Below are 17,402 nucleotides of genomic sequence, written 5' to 3'. Positions count from 1 at the left end.
TGAAAGATCATCAGAAGTCGCGCTCGTTTGCCATCTCACCCCAAACGGGCAACCAAACCGGGCATATCACGCCAAGACGGAACACGCCGGGGCCGTGCTCCGTGGAGCACGGCAGTTCGAAGTACTTGAACAACCGCGCCGAGAACAGCCACCAGCCAACGAGGCAGCGCGAGAAAGCCATGAAGAACTTCCGCTCGACGGGGGCGGCCCAGAGATTCCTCGCCACGTTCTCCCGGATCTCACCGCTCTTCCGCCACCTTAGTGGGACCACTGTCCGGAAACTTCGGGGCGCCTCAGTCACGTAGTCGGCGCGCGATGCGGTAGCCGGGGTGGTTCCCGTCGTGCCAGGGCCGTTCCTCGTTGACGGATACGCCGATGGCGACGCGTCTGTCGTACTCGGCCCGCAGCCGCGTGAGCAGGTCTGGATCGAGGGCGTTCCTCCCTTCGGCCAGGGCTTCTTGGACCGCGGTGTTGGCTGCCCGCAGCACTTCGATGATCTTCTTGGCCCAGGCCTGCTCCAGACGCTCCTGAAGGGACAGGACGCCCTTGAGGTGGCGGATGAGGTGAGCGCAGCACTGTTGGACGCCGGCGAGGAGGGGGTCGTAGGAGTGCCAGCCGGCGTAGTCGTCGCGTACGAGCACGCCGGTGAAGCCCTGCAGGGGGGGGCAGAGCCGTAAGCCCGGCGCTGGAGCGGGCGTCGATGACGCCGTACCAGGTCAGGCGTGTGTCAGGGGTGCGAAGGACCGCGGCGTGCGGGGAGCCGGGCAGTTCGGCGCCCTTCTCGTCCTTGCTCTTGTGCAGCAGGTTGACCGGCGACTCGTCGCCGCACAGCACGTCCTCGGCGCGCAGCGCCTGGGCCATGGCCTGCTCGAACCCGGCCTCCTGCAGGCGGCGGGCAGCACGCGCGAGGGCAGTGGCGGCGAAGCCCGTCGAGACCGGCACGCCGAGCAGGGCCTCGATCAGCGAGGCGGCCCGCTCGACGGGTACGTTGCCCTCGGCCTGCAGCAGCACGGCGTACGCCTTCAGGTTCGGGCCGTAGACCACCGCGCCCGCCTGCACGCCGTCCGGGCTTGCGGTCGTGACACACCCGCAGGAGCACTTCAGGCGGGACAACTCGAAGTGGACGCGCTCCAGGGCCGCCGGGAGGGTGTCCCAGACCTGGGCCCAGCCGTCTTCAAGGCGGCGGGCGCCCACCAGGGACTCTCCGCAACCGCGGCACGATGCGGGGTCGGGGACACGATCAATGCGATTCGGCTCAGCCGCACGCTGCAGGCCGGAACCCTTGCGGCCGACCTGGCCACCGGGCTTGCGGTCCTTGGAACGCTCACGCGAGGACAGCTCGGCCTTGCGCCGTGCCTTGGCCGCGATCGAATCCTTGGAGGAAGGCTGGCCGGAGTTGGTGGAGTCACGCCCCAACTGCCGCCGCAGCTCGGCGACTCCAGCGTCAGCGCGGCGACTTGCGTCTGCAGCACCCCGATCAGCTCAGCCTGCGAGGCGGCCAGCTCGGCGAGCTCCTCGTACGTAGGCTTCGCGGACACGAACGGCAACCTATCGGATCATCATGAACCTCACGAATTCATGGCGCCCGGTGTCGCAGTGACAGTCGGTCACATCATGAAGGAAGGGTGCTTCCGACCTGCGATGATTCAGCTTCTCTAGGACTGGATCACGTGCAGGGGAGGCACCCTTCCGGTGTCGAAGCGTACAGAGTGGGCCGATGATCTGTCGCTGTCCGCAAGCGGGAAGAAGCTGGTGGGCAAGGCGGGCATCGTGCCGGTGCGGCGTCTGGCGGACAAGGTCGGGCTGACCGACGCGCTCGGGGCTGCCCTGGTGCGGCGGGGCTTCCGTCCCGTCCATGATCGGGGAACGGTCCTGGTCTCGGCGGCCTGCGCGGTCCTGCTGGGCGCGCGGTCGATGGCCGGGATCGATGTGATGCGCCAGACCTCGCTGGTCCTGGGCAGCCCGGCCTCGGCGTCCACGCTGTGGCGGACCCTGGAGGCGATCGGACCGGTCCAGCTGACGAAGATCGCCTCCGCACGGGCCCGGACCCGTATCCACGTCCACCAGCAGCTCGACCTGCGCCCGGGCGGCTTTCCCTGGATCAAGGTCAACGGGCGGGAGCTGACCGGTGTCACGGTGCTGGACCTGGACGCCTCAGTCGTCCCGGCGCATTCCGGCAAGGAGGGAGCCGAGCCCAACTTCAAGGGATATGGCCACCACCCGCTGTTGATGTTCTGCGACAACACCGAAGAACTCCTGGTCAACCGGCTGCGGCCGGGATCGGCGGGATCCAACACCGCCGATGACCACATCTCGGTGAGTATCGAGGGCCTGCGTCAGCTGCCCACCCGCCGTCGGCGCCGGGTCCTGTTCCGCACCGACGGCGCCGGAGCCACGATGGAGTTCCTCACCTGGATCACCTCCGGCGGCGGCAACGCGGCCAACCGCTGGGAGTACTCCGTCGGCCACACCCGCGACGACGACTTCTGGAAGGCCCTGGCCAAGGTCCCGGCCACCGCGTGGACGCCGGCCCTGGACCACAAGGGCCAGCCGCGCAAGGACGCCGACCTCGTCGAGATCACCGACATGCTCGACCTGACCGGCTGGCCGGAAGGGATGCGGGTGATCGTTCGCCGCGAACCCATCCACCCCAAGTACGAGCGCGAGCTCAAGCCGTACGAGAAGAAGACCGACTACCGCTACCAGGCCATCGCCACCAACACCACCGGCGGGCAACTGCAGTTCCTCGACGCCCGAGCCCGCTCCCACACCCACGTCGAGGCCGGCATCCGACGCGGCAAGGCCCTCTCCCTCAACCTGATGCCCTCCCGCTACTTCAAGGTCAACCAAGCCTGGTGCACCCTCCTCGCCCTGGCCACCGACCTCGCCCGCTGGTTCCAACTCCTGGCCACCGAAGGCAAACTCGCCCGGGCCGAGCCCGCCACTCTGCGCACCCGACTCCTGGACGTCCCCGCGAAACTCGCCGACCACGCCCGAAGACGCGAGCTGAAATTCGACCCCGCCTGGCCCGCATCCACCGACATCGTCGACGCCTGGGGCGCCGTCCAGGCCCTGCCCGCCCCCGGCTGACTGCCACCCCACCGACCCCGATTCCGGAAGGAGGAGACCCGCCCCGTCCTCGGCCCGTGGAAACCGACGACCACCCGTGACGACACACGGGCCGGAACGTCACCACCACCCGAAGGACGAACCAGGACGAAACCTCAACCTCGACCGATCACCTCAAGCCGGCGCGCGCACGTGAATGATCGAGGCCGGTGCCCCACGACTCCGGGGAACAGCAGCGGCACCCTGTGCGGCGCCCGCAGAACACCCGCCGCGTGGCGTTGCCGAGCGGCGAGTGCCGTCGCATTCACCCAGGTTTGCAAGCGAAGGTTAGTCACTGCCAGATGCGGGCCGCACACCCCTTGTACCTGGAGGTCTTTCATGACGTAGGACACGATCAACAAGGTCCTGGAGGCTTATTCACGGGGTCACCAGCCGTTCTTATAGAAGGCGAGGGCGGTGACGGTCTTGGCGACGAGGGGGAACCGGGTGAGAGGGCCGCGATAGCGAGTGGCGAGGACCTTCCAGTCCTTCAGATGTGCGATCGCTCGTTCGACGGCGGCGCGGAGCTTGCCGATGCTCTGGTTGAACACTTTGTCTTTGACGGGGCGTTCCTGACCGGGTGGCTTGCGGCGGGCGGTGAGCATGCCGGAGCCGACATAGCCCAGATCCCCCATGCTCTCCCGGTCGGCGAAGGCTTTGGGAAAGTGGGACTGGCACCAGGCGTACATGTCGTGCCGACTGCCGGGTACCGGCGCGGAGACGGCGAGCAGGTCCCCGCTGAGAGTGGCGGCGACCTGCAGGTTGAAGCCTGTGTCACGATGCTTGCCGGAGAACATCGTGGTGCCCTCGCTCGCCCAGTCCCACGTGGTGACCAGGGTCCCGTCGACCAGGACGATCCTGCCGTGTGAGGCGTCGGCGGGGTCGGGCACATGCTCGGCCAGGGCCGTCTCCACCACCGGGAGCAGCGTGGTCCACCGGCGCGAGACGGTGGCCTGGGAGATGTGGAACAGTTCCGCCGCCGCTTGCTGGACGGGGTTCTGCCGCAGCAGGAACAACACCAGGACCACGGACTTGTACAGGCCCAGCGCCCACATCGGTCCCGGCACCACGGGCGGATCGGGGTCCTCCACCAGCATCGTGTGGACCCGGACCACCAAGGCCTCCAGTTGATCCGCTTCCAGCCCTGTCGTAACGTTCCAGCTCAACGGCCCTGCCCCGGTGGAAAACTGACGTCGTCGCAAACGCCAGGCTACCGAGCAGGGCCGTCTTGCTGATCAAGAAACCAAGCCCGTGAATAACCCTCCTGGACGAAGTCATACAGCGTCCCCGGCGCCGTGCTGCCTATCAGTGGCTGGGTGAGCAGGAACCGCGATATGCGTAAAGCCTCGCCCCACCCGCCCTTTCCACCCCGCCAGGGCCGACCCGCTCACCTCGATACCTGCGCCACCGGCTTCGCCCATCGGCGCCGCCGCGCCGGGGTCCACCTGATCATCCCGCCGGCTGAGAGCAGGAAGGTTCATTTTTCGGCAACTTGCTGCATTAGATCAGCAGAGAAGACGATGTTGCAGTAATGATTCCCTTTCCTCTCATGTACGGTCTCCTTATCCCCTTTGTTCGTCTCGTGATGGGCGCTCTTCTTGGTCCATGCGCATCCTGGAGTGATAAGGAGTAATGCAGGTCGCTTCGATTTCAAATCCAGTGAGGTGGCGGAGATCGACTTTACGTCTCGCTGCTCGACTTCCGTGATGATGAAGGTGGCCGTCTCGCCGTCCGATCGCTTGATGTGGATTTTGTCCGCGACCTTCAGGAGGGATCCGTTCGGAACAAGTGCCGGGCCGCTGGGTGTCCTAAAGCGAGCAACGAGCACCGAAACGCCATTTTCGCCCGGAGTGACACTGTGGGAGTACCACCCCGGCCTTTTTGCCTGATCAACGGATGGCATCTGGAGATTTCCGTGTTTGTCAACTCCTAGTTTCAGCATGGAGCTTGCATCGACCTTCACAGCCGGGATCTTCAGCCCCACCGGGATCGACCTGTCCATAGGTGACCCGGCTTTGTGGTCTAAGCTGCTGTGATTCTCGGATAGATCGTCAGAGTCGGCACTGCATGCTGCAAGGCCTGCGCCAAGGGGGGCCAGCAGCGCGATAGCCAGCATGAGGCTGCGGAAAGTATGACGAGCGGAAGAATTTGTGTGCATTGAGACTCTCCGAGCGGACTGAATACGTCAGAACGTCGGCACAAGATACTCGAGCCACCTTCGCGTCGCCTTGAATCAGTGCATCTGAGAGCGGAAGGTCATCAAAGTCGGATGATCGCGCCTTGCGGGCAATCGTTGTTACTGATGTGGTGCAGACCTCCGATGCCGTTGATCGTCAGGAGTGAATGTGGCGATGGGATGGGGCTTTGCCAGCGGTAGGTCGTCGGCGGGGTTCTCAGTGGGGTGTGCCGGCGGATGTGGTGGTCGGTCGTTGATCGCTCTCGTGTGGGGTGTTTTCTCTGGTCAGTGGACTTCTGAGCGGTTCGCTAGGCGGGTCGCCGGCAGGATGTTGATGGCGGGGTGATCTCCAACGCCGCGGCTGCAGCGGTGAGTTGGTCCTAGTGGTGGAAGCCGAGGTGTTGGAACAGCGTTCTGCCGGAGGTGGTGATGGTCGGTCGGCTAGGGCCAGGCCTCGCGGCGGTCAACAGGGTCAGGCCCAGCCGGATGTGGGTGGCAGGAGCGGTTACTGGTGGGGCGGTAGGGCGGTGGGGAGTGCCGGGGTGGTCGCGTGGCGATGCGAGTTCTGCCGGCCGCGGGTGGCGAGTTGCTCACTCTGGTGAGTGTGCTGAACAGCTGGGCGCGAGCAGACCTGCGTGGAAGGGGTGGCCGATCCTGTATGTGCCGGATGAGGTACTGCTCGTCGCTGTGGCTGTGGCTGTGGGTACGGGCGTCGGTGTGCCGCTCTGTGCCCAGGGCGTACTCCAAGGGCGGGTTCGGCGGGGGATGCCGGTAGTGCTGTCGTGAAGTGGGTGTCACCGTCCGCCTGCAGGCATGACACCAGCAGCTGCGACGGGCGGCCGTGTCGATACGCGGGGCCTTTCGAGCCACCGCTCAACGTTCGTCGGAGTCGGCCGCGGCCGTGGGAGGGCACTACGCGGTGGAGCGGAACCGCTCTGCCCTTGCCGGGGCAGCCCGGTGATGGCGGACCGCAGCACACCGCTGGAAGTGGGCCGAGGAGTCCTGAGCGCTTCAGACCGCATCATGACGAGGCACGGGCCTGGGGCGGGATCTGTTCGCCGAGGCGCGCAGAGCAGCCGGCCTCTCGCGATCGCCGGGCGGGAGTGACCGCCGCCGCGGGTGCAGGTCTGCGCAACGACGTCGAGCCTGCCCATCGGCCGCGTAGCTCATCCTGACCCTGTGCTCCTCGTAAGGATGCCGCCGCGTCCCTCATTCTTAACCTGTAAGACAATTCTCCCCGGCGTACACCTCCGCACGCGGCATCTCACGGAGTGCCTGCCAGCCGGTCCAGGGTTGACGCAGGTCAAAGACCACTTTTGCGCTTGGTTGGATCGCTGACTTCCTCTGCTGCCCTTGTCCTGCGCCGACCGAAGGACGAGCGGCCAGGGGTTTCCCGCTCTCGCGAGGCATGGCAATGACCGGCAGACGGTGAACCGCCACGCCCTCCCCCCCATTCGTCCATCTGCTGTCCGGTGTGACGTTGGCCCCGTGTTCTCACTCTCGAAGATCGGGTGTGATGGGGGCTGGTCATTCGGGCGAGGCGCGGTTGTCCGGCTGGCGGGTGCTTTGTGAGGGGCGTGAGTAGTGGCTGTCTTCGACTGCGTGCTCTGCTGAGGCCATGCGGAACGTGAGAGGCCACAGACGGGGTGTGCGTAGCCGCCAGGGGTATGCGCTGTTGGGCGCTGTGCTGCTTGCGGTGGGCGTGCTCGGTGCTGCTTCCTGGCAGGCGGGAGCCTCGCGGACGGGCGGCGCGGGTATGCCGAGCGCGTGGATCGGTTTCAAGGACGGCCGGCTCGTTTACCGTGCGGATGCGTATGGAAACCGCATTCCGGACTTCTCCTCCGTTGGCTATCACCGCGGGGATCGGGCCGTCCCCCGCTTGCCTGTCGCTGTCACGGTGGGCCCGGCGGGGTCCGGTGACGACACGGCACGCATTCAGACCGCTGTGCAGCGCGCCGCGGCTGGTGGCGGGGGTGCGGTGCTGCTGAAGCCGGGGACCTACCGGATTGGCGGTACTGTGCGCCTGAACCGGTCGGGCGTCGTCCTGCGCGGGTCAGGGGCGGGAACGGTCCTCACCGGCACCGGAAAGCCCCATACCCTGGTCACGATCGGCGGCCGCGGGAAGATCACCCGAGACGGTGTGGCCCACCGCATCACGGACCGCTATGTGCCCGTGGGCTCCGCCACGGTGCATGTGGACGGCGCCGCACGGTATTTCGCGCCCGGGGACCGCATCGTCGTCCAACGCCCCATCGGGAACAAATGGATCCACGAGATCGGGATGGACCGTATTCCGCCACGCCGGGACGGCGGGCCCGTCGTCCAGTGGCGAGCTGGCCCCGGTCACCAATTTCAGCGCACTGTCCGACGCGTCAGCGGCAATACCATCAGCCTGGATGTCCGGCTTCCTCAGGCACTCGAGAGGAAGTACACCAACGCCACGGTGTGGAAATACCAGTTCCCGGGCCGGATCAGTGAAGCCGGCCTGGAAGACCTCACCGCCAACGGGCAAGCATTCGAGTCCGACCCGTCATGGCAGAGGGAGGGCTACTTCGACTCGAGGCTGGTCAGCGTGGACAACGCTGAGAACTCGTGGGTGCGCTCGGTCACGGCGACTCGCTTCGGCCAGGCATTCTCCTTCGGCCCTGGCGCGCTGCACAGCAGCATCCTCAACACCCAGTCCCTGGACGTGTCGGTTCCGTCCAAGGTCCAGGGCACACCAGCCGCATACTCCATCTCCGGCCAGCAGACACTGATCCGGAACTGCAGAGTAAAGGGCACCAACGTACAGCCCTGGGCCACCATGTCCCGCGTCCCGGGACCCAATGTGATCACCAACTGCACCGCCGTCAACACCGGATCAGGCCTGCTTCTCGCGGGACCGCACCAACGCTGGGCGACGGGCACGCTCTATGACCGAGTCCGCATGAACGCCACCGGCACCCTCGCCGTCGAAGACCGCCGGTCGATGGGCACCGGACAGGGGTGGGCCGGCGCCAACAATGTGCTGTGGAACTGCTCGGTGGGCACCTACGACGTGGAGAAGCCACCGACCGCCTACAACTGGGCGATCGGCTGCACAGGAGCACAAGCACCACCACCCCCCGACCGCAATCCGGGCCAGTTCCAGTCACCCGGCAGACACGTCCACCCCGCCAGCCTCTACGAACAGCAGCTCCACGAACGCCACAACCGCGCCCGGCCGGCGCACCCACCGGCTCCCCGCTCCTGAAGACCGCGCCCCGGCGCCTTGGCCGACACAGCCGCTGACGACTCGACACTCTCCTGCTCGGCCACGTTCTCACTGGTCATCGATGCACCTTCCATGATCGGGAGTTACTGGCCCTAACAAAGCCTCTGGACATGCCGGTGGGTGATCAGGCAGACGGCGAGTCCGAGGAAGGCCTCGTGGATGTCGTCTCGTCGTTCCCACCGGATCCGCAGGCGGCGTCAGCCATGCAGCCAGGAGATTGTCCGCTCGACAACCCAGCGGAAAGTGCCCAGGCCAGTGCCGTGCGGCTGTCCTCGCTCGGCGATCGCGGGCCGGATGCCGCGTTGCCGCAGGAGCCGCCGGTACTTGTCGTGGTCGTAGCCGCGGTCGGCGAAGAGCATGTCGGGCCGCTTGCGCGGTCGGCCGACGGCTCCCGCCACTGCCGGAATCTTGTCCAACAAGGGCAGGAGTTGAGTGACGTCGTTGCGGTTGCCGCCTGTCAGTGACACCGCGAGCGGGATGCCCTGCCCGTCGGTGAGGACGTGGTATTTGCTGCCCGGGCGTGCGCGGTCGACCGGGCTGAGTCCGCTTTTGGGCCCCTGCGCGCGGCCCGGACGTGGGAAGAGTCGATCACCGTCCGCGACCAGCCCAGCTGGTTCTTCGACCGCGGCTTGTTCAGCAGCAGCTGGTGCAGCTGGTCCCAGACGCCGGCCTCGTCCACGCAGCCAGGCGGCGCCAGCAGGTCATGCCCGAGCCGAAGCCCAGCTCCTGGGGCAGGTACTCCCACTGGATGCCGGTATGCAGCACGAACAGGATGCCGCACAAAGCCTGCCGGTCCGGCACGCGTGGCCGTCCCTCCACCAGTTTTGGCGCTGGCTCGGGTAGCAACCGCTCGATCAGCGACCACAGTTCGTCCGACACGATCCACGGCCGTGACTGACGCTTCCCCATGCCCTCATCAACGAGCGATCAAGCCGACAGTCACATGATCAACCCGCTTTTGTTAGGGCCAGTTACACCGAACGATTTACAGTCCCTGTTGGGGGCATGGATGAGTGGGCCGTGCGAACAGAGGACGGCGCCACCCTTGAGGGCGATTTTCCGTCGGTATGGTCCAGGCGCGGGGGACGGCTGAGAGCTGCTCAATCTCTCAAGCGGTGGGTGGCGCGTGGTGGAGGCGACGGATGCGTTGTTTCGCGCCATGCCTCGAAAAACGCTGATCGTGGCGGAAGCCGTCCAGGATGACCCGCACTATTCGACCGGACGCGTGGGTGAGCTGGCGACAGTGGATTTGCAGCTGACCTCTGGTCAGCCGGAGAAACTGGTCAAAGGGGCGCTCGACAGCGGCAATGGACACTCGGTAGAAATCTGGAGAGTCCCCGACGAGACTGGTCTTCTCAGCATGGCGTGCCCCAACTCGCCTCGGTGCCAGGTGAGTTACACCTGGACAAAGTTGAGCCGGGCGGATCAGAGAGGACGAGGGGGGAGCCAGTGCCGTGCTGGGCGCCTGCCGTCGCGTTGCGCACGTCTCGACGCTGTCGCCCGGGAACGGGCACCTCGCCGTGTACGCCGCTGAGAGCGCCCGCACCGGCCTTCTCCTGGGCCCAGTCTCCGGGCAGGAAGAACCGGGGAAGTGAGAGGACTGACTCAGGTGACAACGCTGCGCACCCTGGAGGACGGTGTCATCGGCCTGCGGTGCGACACCGCGGGATGTACGAGGGGTATCGTGGTACCTCACGCTTCCAGCGCCTTGACCGCCCGCCAGTTCGCCATGCGGTGCGGTTGGTCGACCCCGGCGGTGACCGCGTCGGCCATGGGCAATCCACGTGCCTCCGATTACTGCCGGCCCTGCACCAAGGAACGGGCGCGACGTGCCGCGACCTGTCCCCGCTGTGTGGGAGGCAAACTGTTCGACTTGCTCGGACATACCCGTGCGGGCCACCTGGCCGCCCGTGCCCTGTACCAATACGACGCATCTCTTACCGGGGAGGAGGTCGCCCGCTTCTCCAGGGAAGAACTGCTGGCCGTACCGGCCGTCGGTAACCAGATCGCCGATTGTGTCGCGACTGCCGTCGCCGAGGCCTACGGCATCGTGCACAGCTAGGGTCCGTCTTCAAACGGATCTTGCCCAGAGCAGGAACGACGCGAGTGTGACCGCCGCTTCGTAGGAGGTGGCGGTCTTTTCGTATCTGGTGGCGATGCCGCGGAAGCATTTGAGCTGGCTGAAGCAGCGCTCGATGATGTTGCGTCGGCGGTAGGTCTCCCGGTCGAATCCTGGTGGGCCTGCCGCCGCGGCGGCCTCGGCCCAGTCGGTGGCGTCGCTGGTCGATCTTCTCCGGGATGATGTGCGCGATTCCGCGCTTGCGCAGGTAGGCGCGGAAGCCGCGAGCGCTGTAGGCCTTGTCCGCGATGACCTGATCAGGCTTGCAGCGTGGCCGGCCGAGGCCGGTGCGAGGGACGCGGATCCGTTCCAGAAGAGGGCCTGCGCAGACGCTGTCGTGGCGTTGGCCTGGCGTCAGGAGGATCGCAAGCGGGCGGCCCTTGCCGTCGCAGGCGAGGTGAATCTTGGTGGTCAGGCCTCCTCGGGATCGGCCGAGGGCGTGATCGTCCGGTTCGTCCTGCCGCTGCTGCCCCCTTTTCGGCCGGTAGCGGCAGCGTGCTGGTGGGCGCGGACGATGGTGGAGTCGATCTGCACCAGCCAGTCGATGTCGCCGGCCGCGTCAGCCCGGGCCTGGATCTGCTGCAGGGCCCGGGTGAACACGCCGTCCAGGGCGTAGCGGCGGAAGCGGGTGTACACCGTCTGCCACGGACCGTAGCGTTCCGGCAGGTCACGTCAGGAGATCCCGGTCCGGATCTTGTGGACCATCCCGTTGATGACCTGCCGGTCTTCCACGCGAGGCCGGCCCGTGGCGGCCCGCGGTATCAGCGGAGCGAGTAACTCCCACTCCTGATCGGTGAGTTCATGACGACGTACCGCCCCACCATGATCCACCATCTGATGATCTTTGAAGACGGACCCTAGCGGTGGTTTGTTAGCTCGGGCAGTAGAGGTCAAGAGGTCTGCCGGAGCCGACGGTGTTGATCAGCTCCTGGAGTGCTGCGGGCGGGGGTTTGGGTGACCATGCCCGCCAGTAGCGTTGCAGCGTGGCCCAGGGCGTCAGCCAGCCACGGACGGCCCGTAGTGCCTGGGGCCAGCAGGCCGGTCGGTGCTGCTGGGACGCGGGTTCTCCCCCTCTCTGCCGGTCCTGACAGTGCGTCGGGAGCGGATGGCGGGCCGGCCAGGGCGGGCGGAGGTGGGTCGGGGGTGAACCAGGTGTTCCAGCAGAAGCTGAACGCACAGTTCACGAGGGTCTGGTGGCGGCGGATGGCGGTGTCGGAGCGGACCTGGAAGTCGGCCCAGCCGAGTTCGTCCTTGACCTGTTTGTAGCTCTGTTCGACCCAGTGCCGCAGCCCGTAGATCCGCACGACTTCGGTGAGGTCAGCGGCCGGGTGCCGGCTGTGCTGCTCGCGGGGTGAGCCGGGGCGGGGCAGGTTGGTGGCCAAGTACCAGGTGGCGTTCTCGGGCAGGGTGGCCGGGTCGGTGGTGGCCACGACCAGCCGGATCGCGCCGTTGGGCCCCCCCAGCCCAGCTGGGCGTCGGCGGCCCACCAGGTGGTGGTGCGGCCGTCGCGGAAAGCGCGGGTGACCGGCTGCCAGTCACCGGGCTGCTCGGGACCCCGCCAGGCCAGCTCGCGGGCGGCATCGACGGGCCGGAAGGCATCTTTGTACTGCCAGCTGCCGTGGCCTCGTTTGAGGGCCATCACGAATGGCAAGTGGGCGTCGGACAGTTCACGGCGGAAGCTGTCGTGGTCGCCGTAGGCACAGTCGGCTGCTACCGCCCGGAAGGACACCCCTGCTTCTGCGGCCTGACGGGCCAGGAGGGCCCCGATCTGCAGCTTCGTACGGAATGCGGGATCACTCTTGCGGCGCGGGAAGTGGTGGGCGGGGGTGTAGGGGACGGCGTGCAGCGGGTAGTAGACCCGCTCGTCCGCCCAGCACGTGGTCACGGTGACCACACCGCGGTCGATCTTCCCGACCGAGCCCAGGTACTGCTTGCCCACGTGCGCGGTCGCATGACCGTCCTTGCGGTCACCGGAGTCGTCGACGACCAGTACCCCGCCCGGGTGCGGGGCAGTGGCCGCATCGGCCAGCAACAGCTCCAGGCGGCGGGCGTTGACCGCTTCCCGGTCCCAGGTCGACTCGGACAGGAAGAACTGCAGCCGCTGGGCTGCCGCGTGCTGGGCACCGACCACGGGTTCCGTACCGGCCAGGCAGGTGAGTGTCTTGTTCCGGTCCCGCGGCAGCAGCAGCCCGGCCAGGTACTCGCGAAACCCCCGGCGCTGAGCCAGCGTGGAGAAGAGGTCATCGAACCGGGCAGCGTACGCTTCCAACGGACCTGGAGCGGGCGTACACGGCAGCCTCTTCGTCATCTCGGGCTCCCCCAGACCGTAGTTACCGCCTTCACCTTCACGGCCTACTCCCGGACGAACCCGCCGTCAACAAACCACCGCTAGTGGTGTGTCGCTGCTTAGTTCTGGTGTGTCTGGTTGGGAGGTTGGTGCCTCAGATTCCTTCCCCTTTGCCAGACAGGGCTGTTGTCATGGGTTCGCAGAAGAAGTGGCCGGTCAGGTTGACTGCGCGGGACCGCGAGGAGTTGGTCCGGGTGACCACGACGGGTGTTCGTGGAGCCTCGATGATCATGCGTGCGCGAGTGTTGCTCGCACTGGACACCTCGGTGGGTGAGGTGGATTCCAAGGAGATGATCGCGACCCGGCTTGGCGTCTCTGGTGAGACGTTGCGGCTGGTCGCCAAGCGCTTCACCGAGACCGGCGGCGATGTTCACGCCACAATCGCACGGAAGAGGCGCGACCTGCCGCCGGTGCCCTCGCCGGTGACCGGTGAGGTCGAAGCCCGGCTGATCGCGATGGCGTGCTCCCAGCCGCCCCAGGGCTATGCACGGTGGTCACTGCGGCTGCTGGAGAAGCACGTCGCGCTGGTCGAGGACATCCCTGATCTGGACCACTCCACCATCGGGAGGATCTTAAAAAAACGGAACTGCGTCCTCACCTGAAGAAGTGCTGGACCATCCCACCACGAGCGAACGCGCAGTTCGCGGCCCGGATGGAAGACGTGCTGGCCGTCTATGCCCGGCCCTATGACCCGGCACGTCCGGTGGTGTGCATGGACGAGAAGCCCTACCAACTCCTCGACCATGCCCGCGGCCCGCTCCCGGCCCGACCTGGCCACGACGCCTGCCAGGACAGCGAGTACATCCGCTGCGGCACATGCTCCATCTTCGTGTGGGTCGAACCCTTACGCGGGTGGCGTCGCGTGCAGGCACTGTCCCAGCGGACCCGGATCGACTGGGCCGGCCAGGTCAAGCAGCTGCTGAGCGTGGACTACCCAGCAGCCGAGACCGTGGTGCTGGTGATGGACAACCTCAACACCCACGACATCGCCTCACTGTACGAGGCATTCGAACCAGAAGAGGCATTCGCCCTGACTCAACGCCTCGAGATCCACCACACGCCCAAACACGGGTCATGGCTCAACATCGCCGAGACCGAACTCGCCGCGCTGAGCAGGCAATGCCTCGACCGCCGGATCGGCGACCTCAACACACTCAACACCGAACTCTCAGCCTGGCAGAACGCCACCAACACCGACCAACGTCAGGTGGACTGGCAGTTCACCACCCACGACGCACGCATCAAACTGCGCCACCTATATCCCAAAAATTAGCCGCGACAGTCTACTACAACGGTGCCCCAGACCAAAGTCCGGGGCGCCGACTTCTTGTCGTCAACCCCTTGAGACGGATCGGCAAGGCGGTGCCGACACGGCACCGAGCGCGACAGGTTCGATAATGCCAAAGGAGTTCGGATGAGGGCCAACGCGCAGTTCAGGCGACTGCCGAACAAGACGCGGGTGACGTGATCACAACTGGGTCCACGGGCGAGCCTCGCCTCCCGTCAACGGCACCCACACCGACCCGGATGGACCATGCTCCTCGATGTCCTCCAGGACAACGGCTCCCAGCTGAACCTCGCGGGCGAGGGCCGCGACGAGTGGATGCTGAGCGGCCATCGCCTGCAGATCGCGGATTCGATTCTCCAGTCTGGGTCGGGAGGCGCCGGTGAGGACGAAGAGCACGCGGGGGAAGACCGGGTACCAGCGCAGCCACGCAGGTCCGGTGGAGGCCGGCCGGCGGCGGCCGACGGGCTGGGCTTCGTACTGGAAGAGCCTCGCGTACTCGATCAGTTTCACGGCCAGGCGCTCGCTGCTCATCGTGCTGCGATCGACTTCCACGAACGCGCGCAGCTTCCGCCGGTGTCCGCCGTCGACGACCGTGCAGTTCCTGCAGGGGCCTGCGCTTGATGCCGGTGCTAACCCAGGGGCCGCCGCCCTGGTAGGCGAGGTCGGCCAGGATGGGAATGCCCTGGCGCTCGCAGATCCGGATGATCCGGTGGGTGCGGGCAGCGGTCAGGTCGTGCGCTCGGCCCGGCAGGGCGGGTGAGAGCCACAGCAGCCGGCCGCCCGGATCGGTGACCACCTGCACGTTCACCCCGTGCCGACGGTGCTTGGCAGAGTAGTCGGCCCGTCCGTCGCCGACCCGGTCGCACTCGGCGAGCGTGCCGTCCAGCAGGACGAGGTCGGGGTCGGCCTCGCGCAGGACCTTCAACAGACCCGGCCCCCGTTCGGCGAGCAGGCGGATGACCGCGCTGGTGTAGGCATGGGCGGGGGACTCGCTGATCCCGAACCCGGCAGCGATCTTCGCCAGGGTCGTGTGTTCGCGCAGGTACACCAGTGCCACCATCGCGCGCTGAGACGGGCGGAGCTTGCAGCGCCGGTCGCCCTCACGGGTGACAACGAGCATGGTCACCCACTCCACGAGCGCATGAGGCAGGTCGAGTGCGGCAGGATAGATGACCAACGAGGCCCCCGAGCAACGTGGTTGAGACGTCAGACATCTCCATCAACAGCCCAGGGGCCTCGCCCGTTGCGCTTCCCCGGCCGTCACCTGATCGGTGGCCAACTCGAAGAAGCTCAGTGTTCGCGACGTACGCGTCAGTCGGGAAGCTGCAGGCGCACGTGGCCGGCCTGGGCGCGTTCGACTTGATGGTCGTGGACGAGGCGCACCGGACTAGCGGGGACGGGCTCAAGCCGTGGGCTGCCGTGCACGACCAGCAGAAGATCCCGGCCGCGCGCAGGTGTCTGGGTCAGACCTCGGGCGGCCGGTCGTAGGCGGCGAGCGTCGCCCGGTTCGTCGACGCGTCCTGGAACACGAGCTCCCACGGGCCCGTGTTGACGTCGAACTCCTTGCCGAAGCCCACCCACTTGCCTGTCATACGGCGCCCGGTCGGCTCGACGAGCAGCTGAACCGCACCGTGATAGCGGGCTCCCCGGTAGTAGCCGTCGGTTGCGGTCTGCTCGGTCCACGTGCCGGTGGCGACGTGCCCGTCGATCTCCAGGTCCATCGTCAGCGGCGAGTTGGGGTTCGACGACCCGTTCGGCAGGGAGCGGGCGGTGAGCCGGTTGCCGTGCTGGAGGAGCACGACGTAGTGCAGGCCGGTGAAGGCGGCGTCCCGCCCGGAGCTGAAGTACTCGTACTTCGACAGCCACACCCCGGAGTAGTTGCGGTGCGCGCCTTGGGGTTCGCCCTGCGGAGTCGGGGTCGTAGGAGTGACGGCGGGGGCGGGGGCCTCCATGTCGTGGCCGCCGTGGCCGTCCTCGGTGACGCGGGCCATGGGCACAGTGATGGTGAAGCCGAGGGATTCCAGCGGGAGGCCGGTGACGGCTTCCAGGGCGCGGGCGTAGACCGGGCGCGGGGCCGTGGTGGTGCCGGACTCCCAGCGCTGGACGAGCCGCTTGTTGGCGTCGTTGGGCTGTCCGGCGCGGTTGCCGGCGTCGCGGATGGCGCGGGCGAAGTCGTCCTGGGACATGAGCAGGCCCATGCGGGCCGCTCGCAGTGCGCTGTTCGGTGTGGCCATACGAATCACGGTAGACCTCCACTGCATGGAATGACACCGAAATGACGCCCGGCATGTCGCCGGTTTGACGTCTGCAAGGACGCCGCGCAACTCCCTGTAACGGGAGGACCTTGAATCCGGATGGCGTCCCGTGTGATGGTGTAGGCGATCATTCTCCGGTGGTGTTCGGGGTGCCGGGGAGCGCGCGGGTGGTGTTCCCGGCGTGTTCGTCGGCGTAGATGGCGGTCATGCTGCCCTCGGGGAGGTAGCGGCGGGGGAAGGCGATCCACTCGTCGTGTAGTTCGCTGAGGATGGCGGTGACCAGGCGCTGGAGTGCGGCGGGGTTGGGGAAGACCTGGACGACGTCGGTGCGGCGTTTGATCTCCCGGTTCAGTCGTTCCAGGGGGTTGGTGGACTGGATCTTTTTCCAGTGCTGGAGGGGGAAGACGGCGAACGCGGTCAGGTCTTCCTTCGCGTCCAGGAGCATTTCTTTGACCTTGGGGAACTGCTCGCCGAGCATGTCGGCGACGGTGTCCAGCTGGGCTTGGACCGCTTGGGCGGTGGGCTGGGCGAAGACGGTGCGGATGGTCGCGGCGACCATCTCGCCGGTCCCCTTGGGGATGTGTGCGAAGCAGTTGCGCAGGAAATGGACACGACAGCGCTGGTAGGCGGATCCCAGCATGACCTTGCGGATCGCCTTGACCAGGCCGCTGTGTGGTCGGCGATGACCAGGCGCACCCCGGACAGGCCGCGCTCGCGCAAGGAGCGCAGGAACTCGGACCAGAATGCCTCGCTCTCGCTGTCGCCGACAGCGGTCCCGAGGACCTCGCGGCCGCCGTCCTCGGTGATGCCGGTGGCGATGACCACGGCCTGGGAGACGATCTGGTGGTTCACCCGT

The 17,402-nt window shown here is 66.8% G+C and carries 11 protein-coding genes and 6 pseudogenes; 6 read left to right on the top strand and 11 right to left on the bottom strand.

What is annotated here, in order from left to right; all coding sequences use genetic code 11:
• Window positions 1-98: 98 nt before the first annotated feature.
• Window positions 99-254, top strand: a pseudogene (locus ABIE67_RS46165) (DDE-type integrase/transposase/recombinase); the annotation flags it as partial.
• A 39-nt stretch (window positions 255-293) separates the two neighbouring features.
• Here the strand turns inward: ABIE67_RS46165 and ABIE67_RS46160 are convergent.
• On the bottom strand, window positions 294-659 hold the full coding sequence (locus ABIE67_RS46160) for a transposase (RefSeq protein WP_370270821.1): 366 nt from the start codon (window positions 657-659) through the stop codon (window positions 294-296).
• An 85-nt stretch (window positions 660-744) separates the two neighbouring features.
• Window positions 745-1,011 (bottom strand): annotated as a pseudogene (locus ABIE67_RS46155) (transposase); the annotation flags it as partial.
• Between the two features lie 681 nt (window positions 1,012-1,692).
• Here ABIE67_RS46155 and ABIE67_RS46150 point away from each other — a divergent pair.
• The gene (locus ABIE67_RS46150; protein ID WP_370251787.1) at window positions 1,693-3,090 is read left to right on the top strand and encodes an IS1380 family transposase; all 1,398 of its coding nucleotides are present in this window, start codon (window positions 1,693-1,695) and stop codon (window positions 3,088-3,090) included.
• Window positions 3,091-3,494: 404 nt separating this feature from the next.
• Here the strand turns inward: ABIE67_RS46150 and ABIE67_RS46145 are convergent, their stop codons facing one another.
• A complete protein-coding gene (locus ABIE67_RS46145) occupies window positions 3,495-4,274 on the bottom strand; it encodes a transposase family protein (protein WP_370269876.1) in 780 nt (259 codons plus the stop codon).
• 311 nt (window positions 4,275-4,585) lie between these two features.
• Complete coding sequence (locus ABIE67_RS46140) at window positions 4,586-5,092, bottom strand: hypothetical protein (RefSeq protein WP_370269872.1); 507 nt, start codon at window positions 5,090-5,092, stop codon at window positions 4,586-4,588.
• A 2,071-nt stretch (window positions 5,093-7,163) separates the two neighbouring features.
• On the opposite strand from ABIE67_RS46140, the gene ABIE67_RS46135 reads away from it, so the two are divergent.
• Window positions 7,164-8,516: a hypothetical protein gene (locus tag ABIE67_RS46135; RefSeq protein WP_370269868.1), complete on the top strand. Its 1,353-nt coding sequence runs from the start codon at window positions 7,164-7,166 to the stop codon at window positions 8,514-8,516.
• Window positions 8,517-8,629: 113 nt separating this feature from the next.
• Here the strand turns inward: ABIE67_RS46135 and ABIE67_RS46130 are convergent.
• Window positions 8,630-9,446: pseudogene (locus ABIE67_RS46130) on the bottom strand (IS5 family transposase).
• A 964-nt stretch (window positions 9,447-10,410) separates the two neighbouring features.
• On the opposite strand from ABIE67_RS46130, the gene ABIE67_RS46125 reads away from it, so the two are divergent.
• Window positions 10,411-10,599, top strand: coding sequence for a hypothetical protein (locus tag ABIE67_RS46125; protein ID WP_370269864.1), 189 nt, complete (start codon window positions 10,411-10,413; stop codon window positions 10,597-10,599).
• Window positions 10,600-10,608: 9 nt separating this feature from the next.
• Here the strand turns inward: ABIE67_RS46125 and ABIE67_RS46120 are convergent.
• Both ABIE67_RS46120 and ABIE67_RS46115 read right to left on the bottom strand, forming a co-directional pair.
• Window positions 10,609-11,490: pseudogene (locus tag ABIE67_RS46120) on the bottom strand (IS5 family transposase).
• Window positions 11,491-11,836: 346 nt separating this feature from the next.
• Complete coding sequence (locus ABIE67_RS46115) at window positions 11,837-12,925, bottom strand: transposase (protein ID WP_370269862.1); 1,089 nt, start codon at window positions 12,923-12,925, stop codon at window positions 11,837-11,839.
• Between the two features lie 209 nt (window positions 12,926-13,134).
• Here ABIE67_RS46115 and ABIE67_RS46110 point away from each other — a divergent pair, with 209 nt between their 5' ends.
• Complete coding sequence (locus tag ABIE67_RS46110; RefSeq protein ID WP_370252171.1) at window positions 13,135-13,605, top strand: helix-turn-helix domain-containing protein; 471 nt, start codon at window positions 13,135-13,137, stop codon at window positions 13,603-13,605.
• Window positions 13,590-14,276, top strand: coding sequence for an IS630 family transposase (locus ABIE67_RS46105; protein WP_370269621.1), 687 nt, complete (start codon window positions 13,590-13,592; stop codon window positions 14,274-14,276). Before ABIE67_RS46110 ends, ABIE67_RS46105 begins: the two co-directional genes overlap by 16 nt.
• Window positions 14,277-14,471: 195 nt before the next feature.
• Here ABIE67_RS46105 and ABIE67_RS46100 read toward each other — a convergent pair whose 3' ends face one another.
• The 4 genes and pseudogenes from ABIE67_RS46100 to ABIE67_RS46085 form a co-directional block, all read right to left on the bottom strand.
• The gene (locus tag ABIE67_RS46100; RefSeq protein ID WP_370270848.1) at window positions 14,472-14,822 is read right to left on the bottom strand and encodes a hypothetical protein; all 351 of its coding nucleotides are present in this window, start codon (window positions 14,820-14,822) and stop codon (window positions 14,472-14,474) included.
• Window positions 14,823-14,882: 60 nt separating this feature from the next.
• Window positions 14,883-15,468 (bottom strand): annotated as a pseudogene (locus ABIE67_RS46095) (transposase family protein); the annotation flags it as partial.
• A gap of 286 nt (window positions 15,469-15,754) precedes the next feature.
• On the bottom strand, window positions 15,755-16,525 hold the full coding sequence (locus tag ABIE67_RS46090; protein ID WP_370269860.1) for an XRE family transcriptional regulator: 771 nt from the start codon (window positions 16,523-16,525) through the stop codon (window positions 15,755-15,757).
• Window positions 16,526-16,673: 148 nt separating this feature from the next.
• A pseudogene (locus tag ABIE67_RS46085) lies at window positions 16,674-17,402 on the bottom strand (IS256 family transposase); the annotation flags it as partial.

It is taken from the genome of Streptomyces sp. V4I8, from assembly GCF_041261225.1.
Lineage (GTDB): Bacteria > Actinomycetota > Actinomycetes > Streptomycetales > Streptomycetaceae > Streptomyces.
Note: the sequence above shows the minus strand (reverse complement) of the source record. Positions and strands in the feature narration are given on the sequence as shown.

Excerpts from the sequence above, each read along its gene's own strand:
- ABIE67_RS46110 (WP_370252171.1), top strand. The coding sequence starts at position 13,135 with ATGGGTTCGCAGAAGAAGTGGCCGGTCAGGTTGACTGCGCGGGACCGC.
- ABIE67_RS46100 (WP_370270848.1), bottom strand. The coding sequence starts at position 14,822 with ATGAGCAGCGAGCGCCTGGCCGTGAAACTGATCGAGTACGCGAGGCTC.
- ABIE67_RS46090 (WP_370269860.1), bottom strand. The coding sequence starts at position 16,525 with ATGGCCACACCGAACAGCGCACTGCGAGCGGCCCGCATGGGCCTGCTC.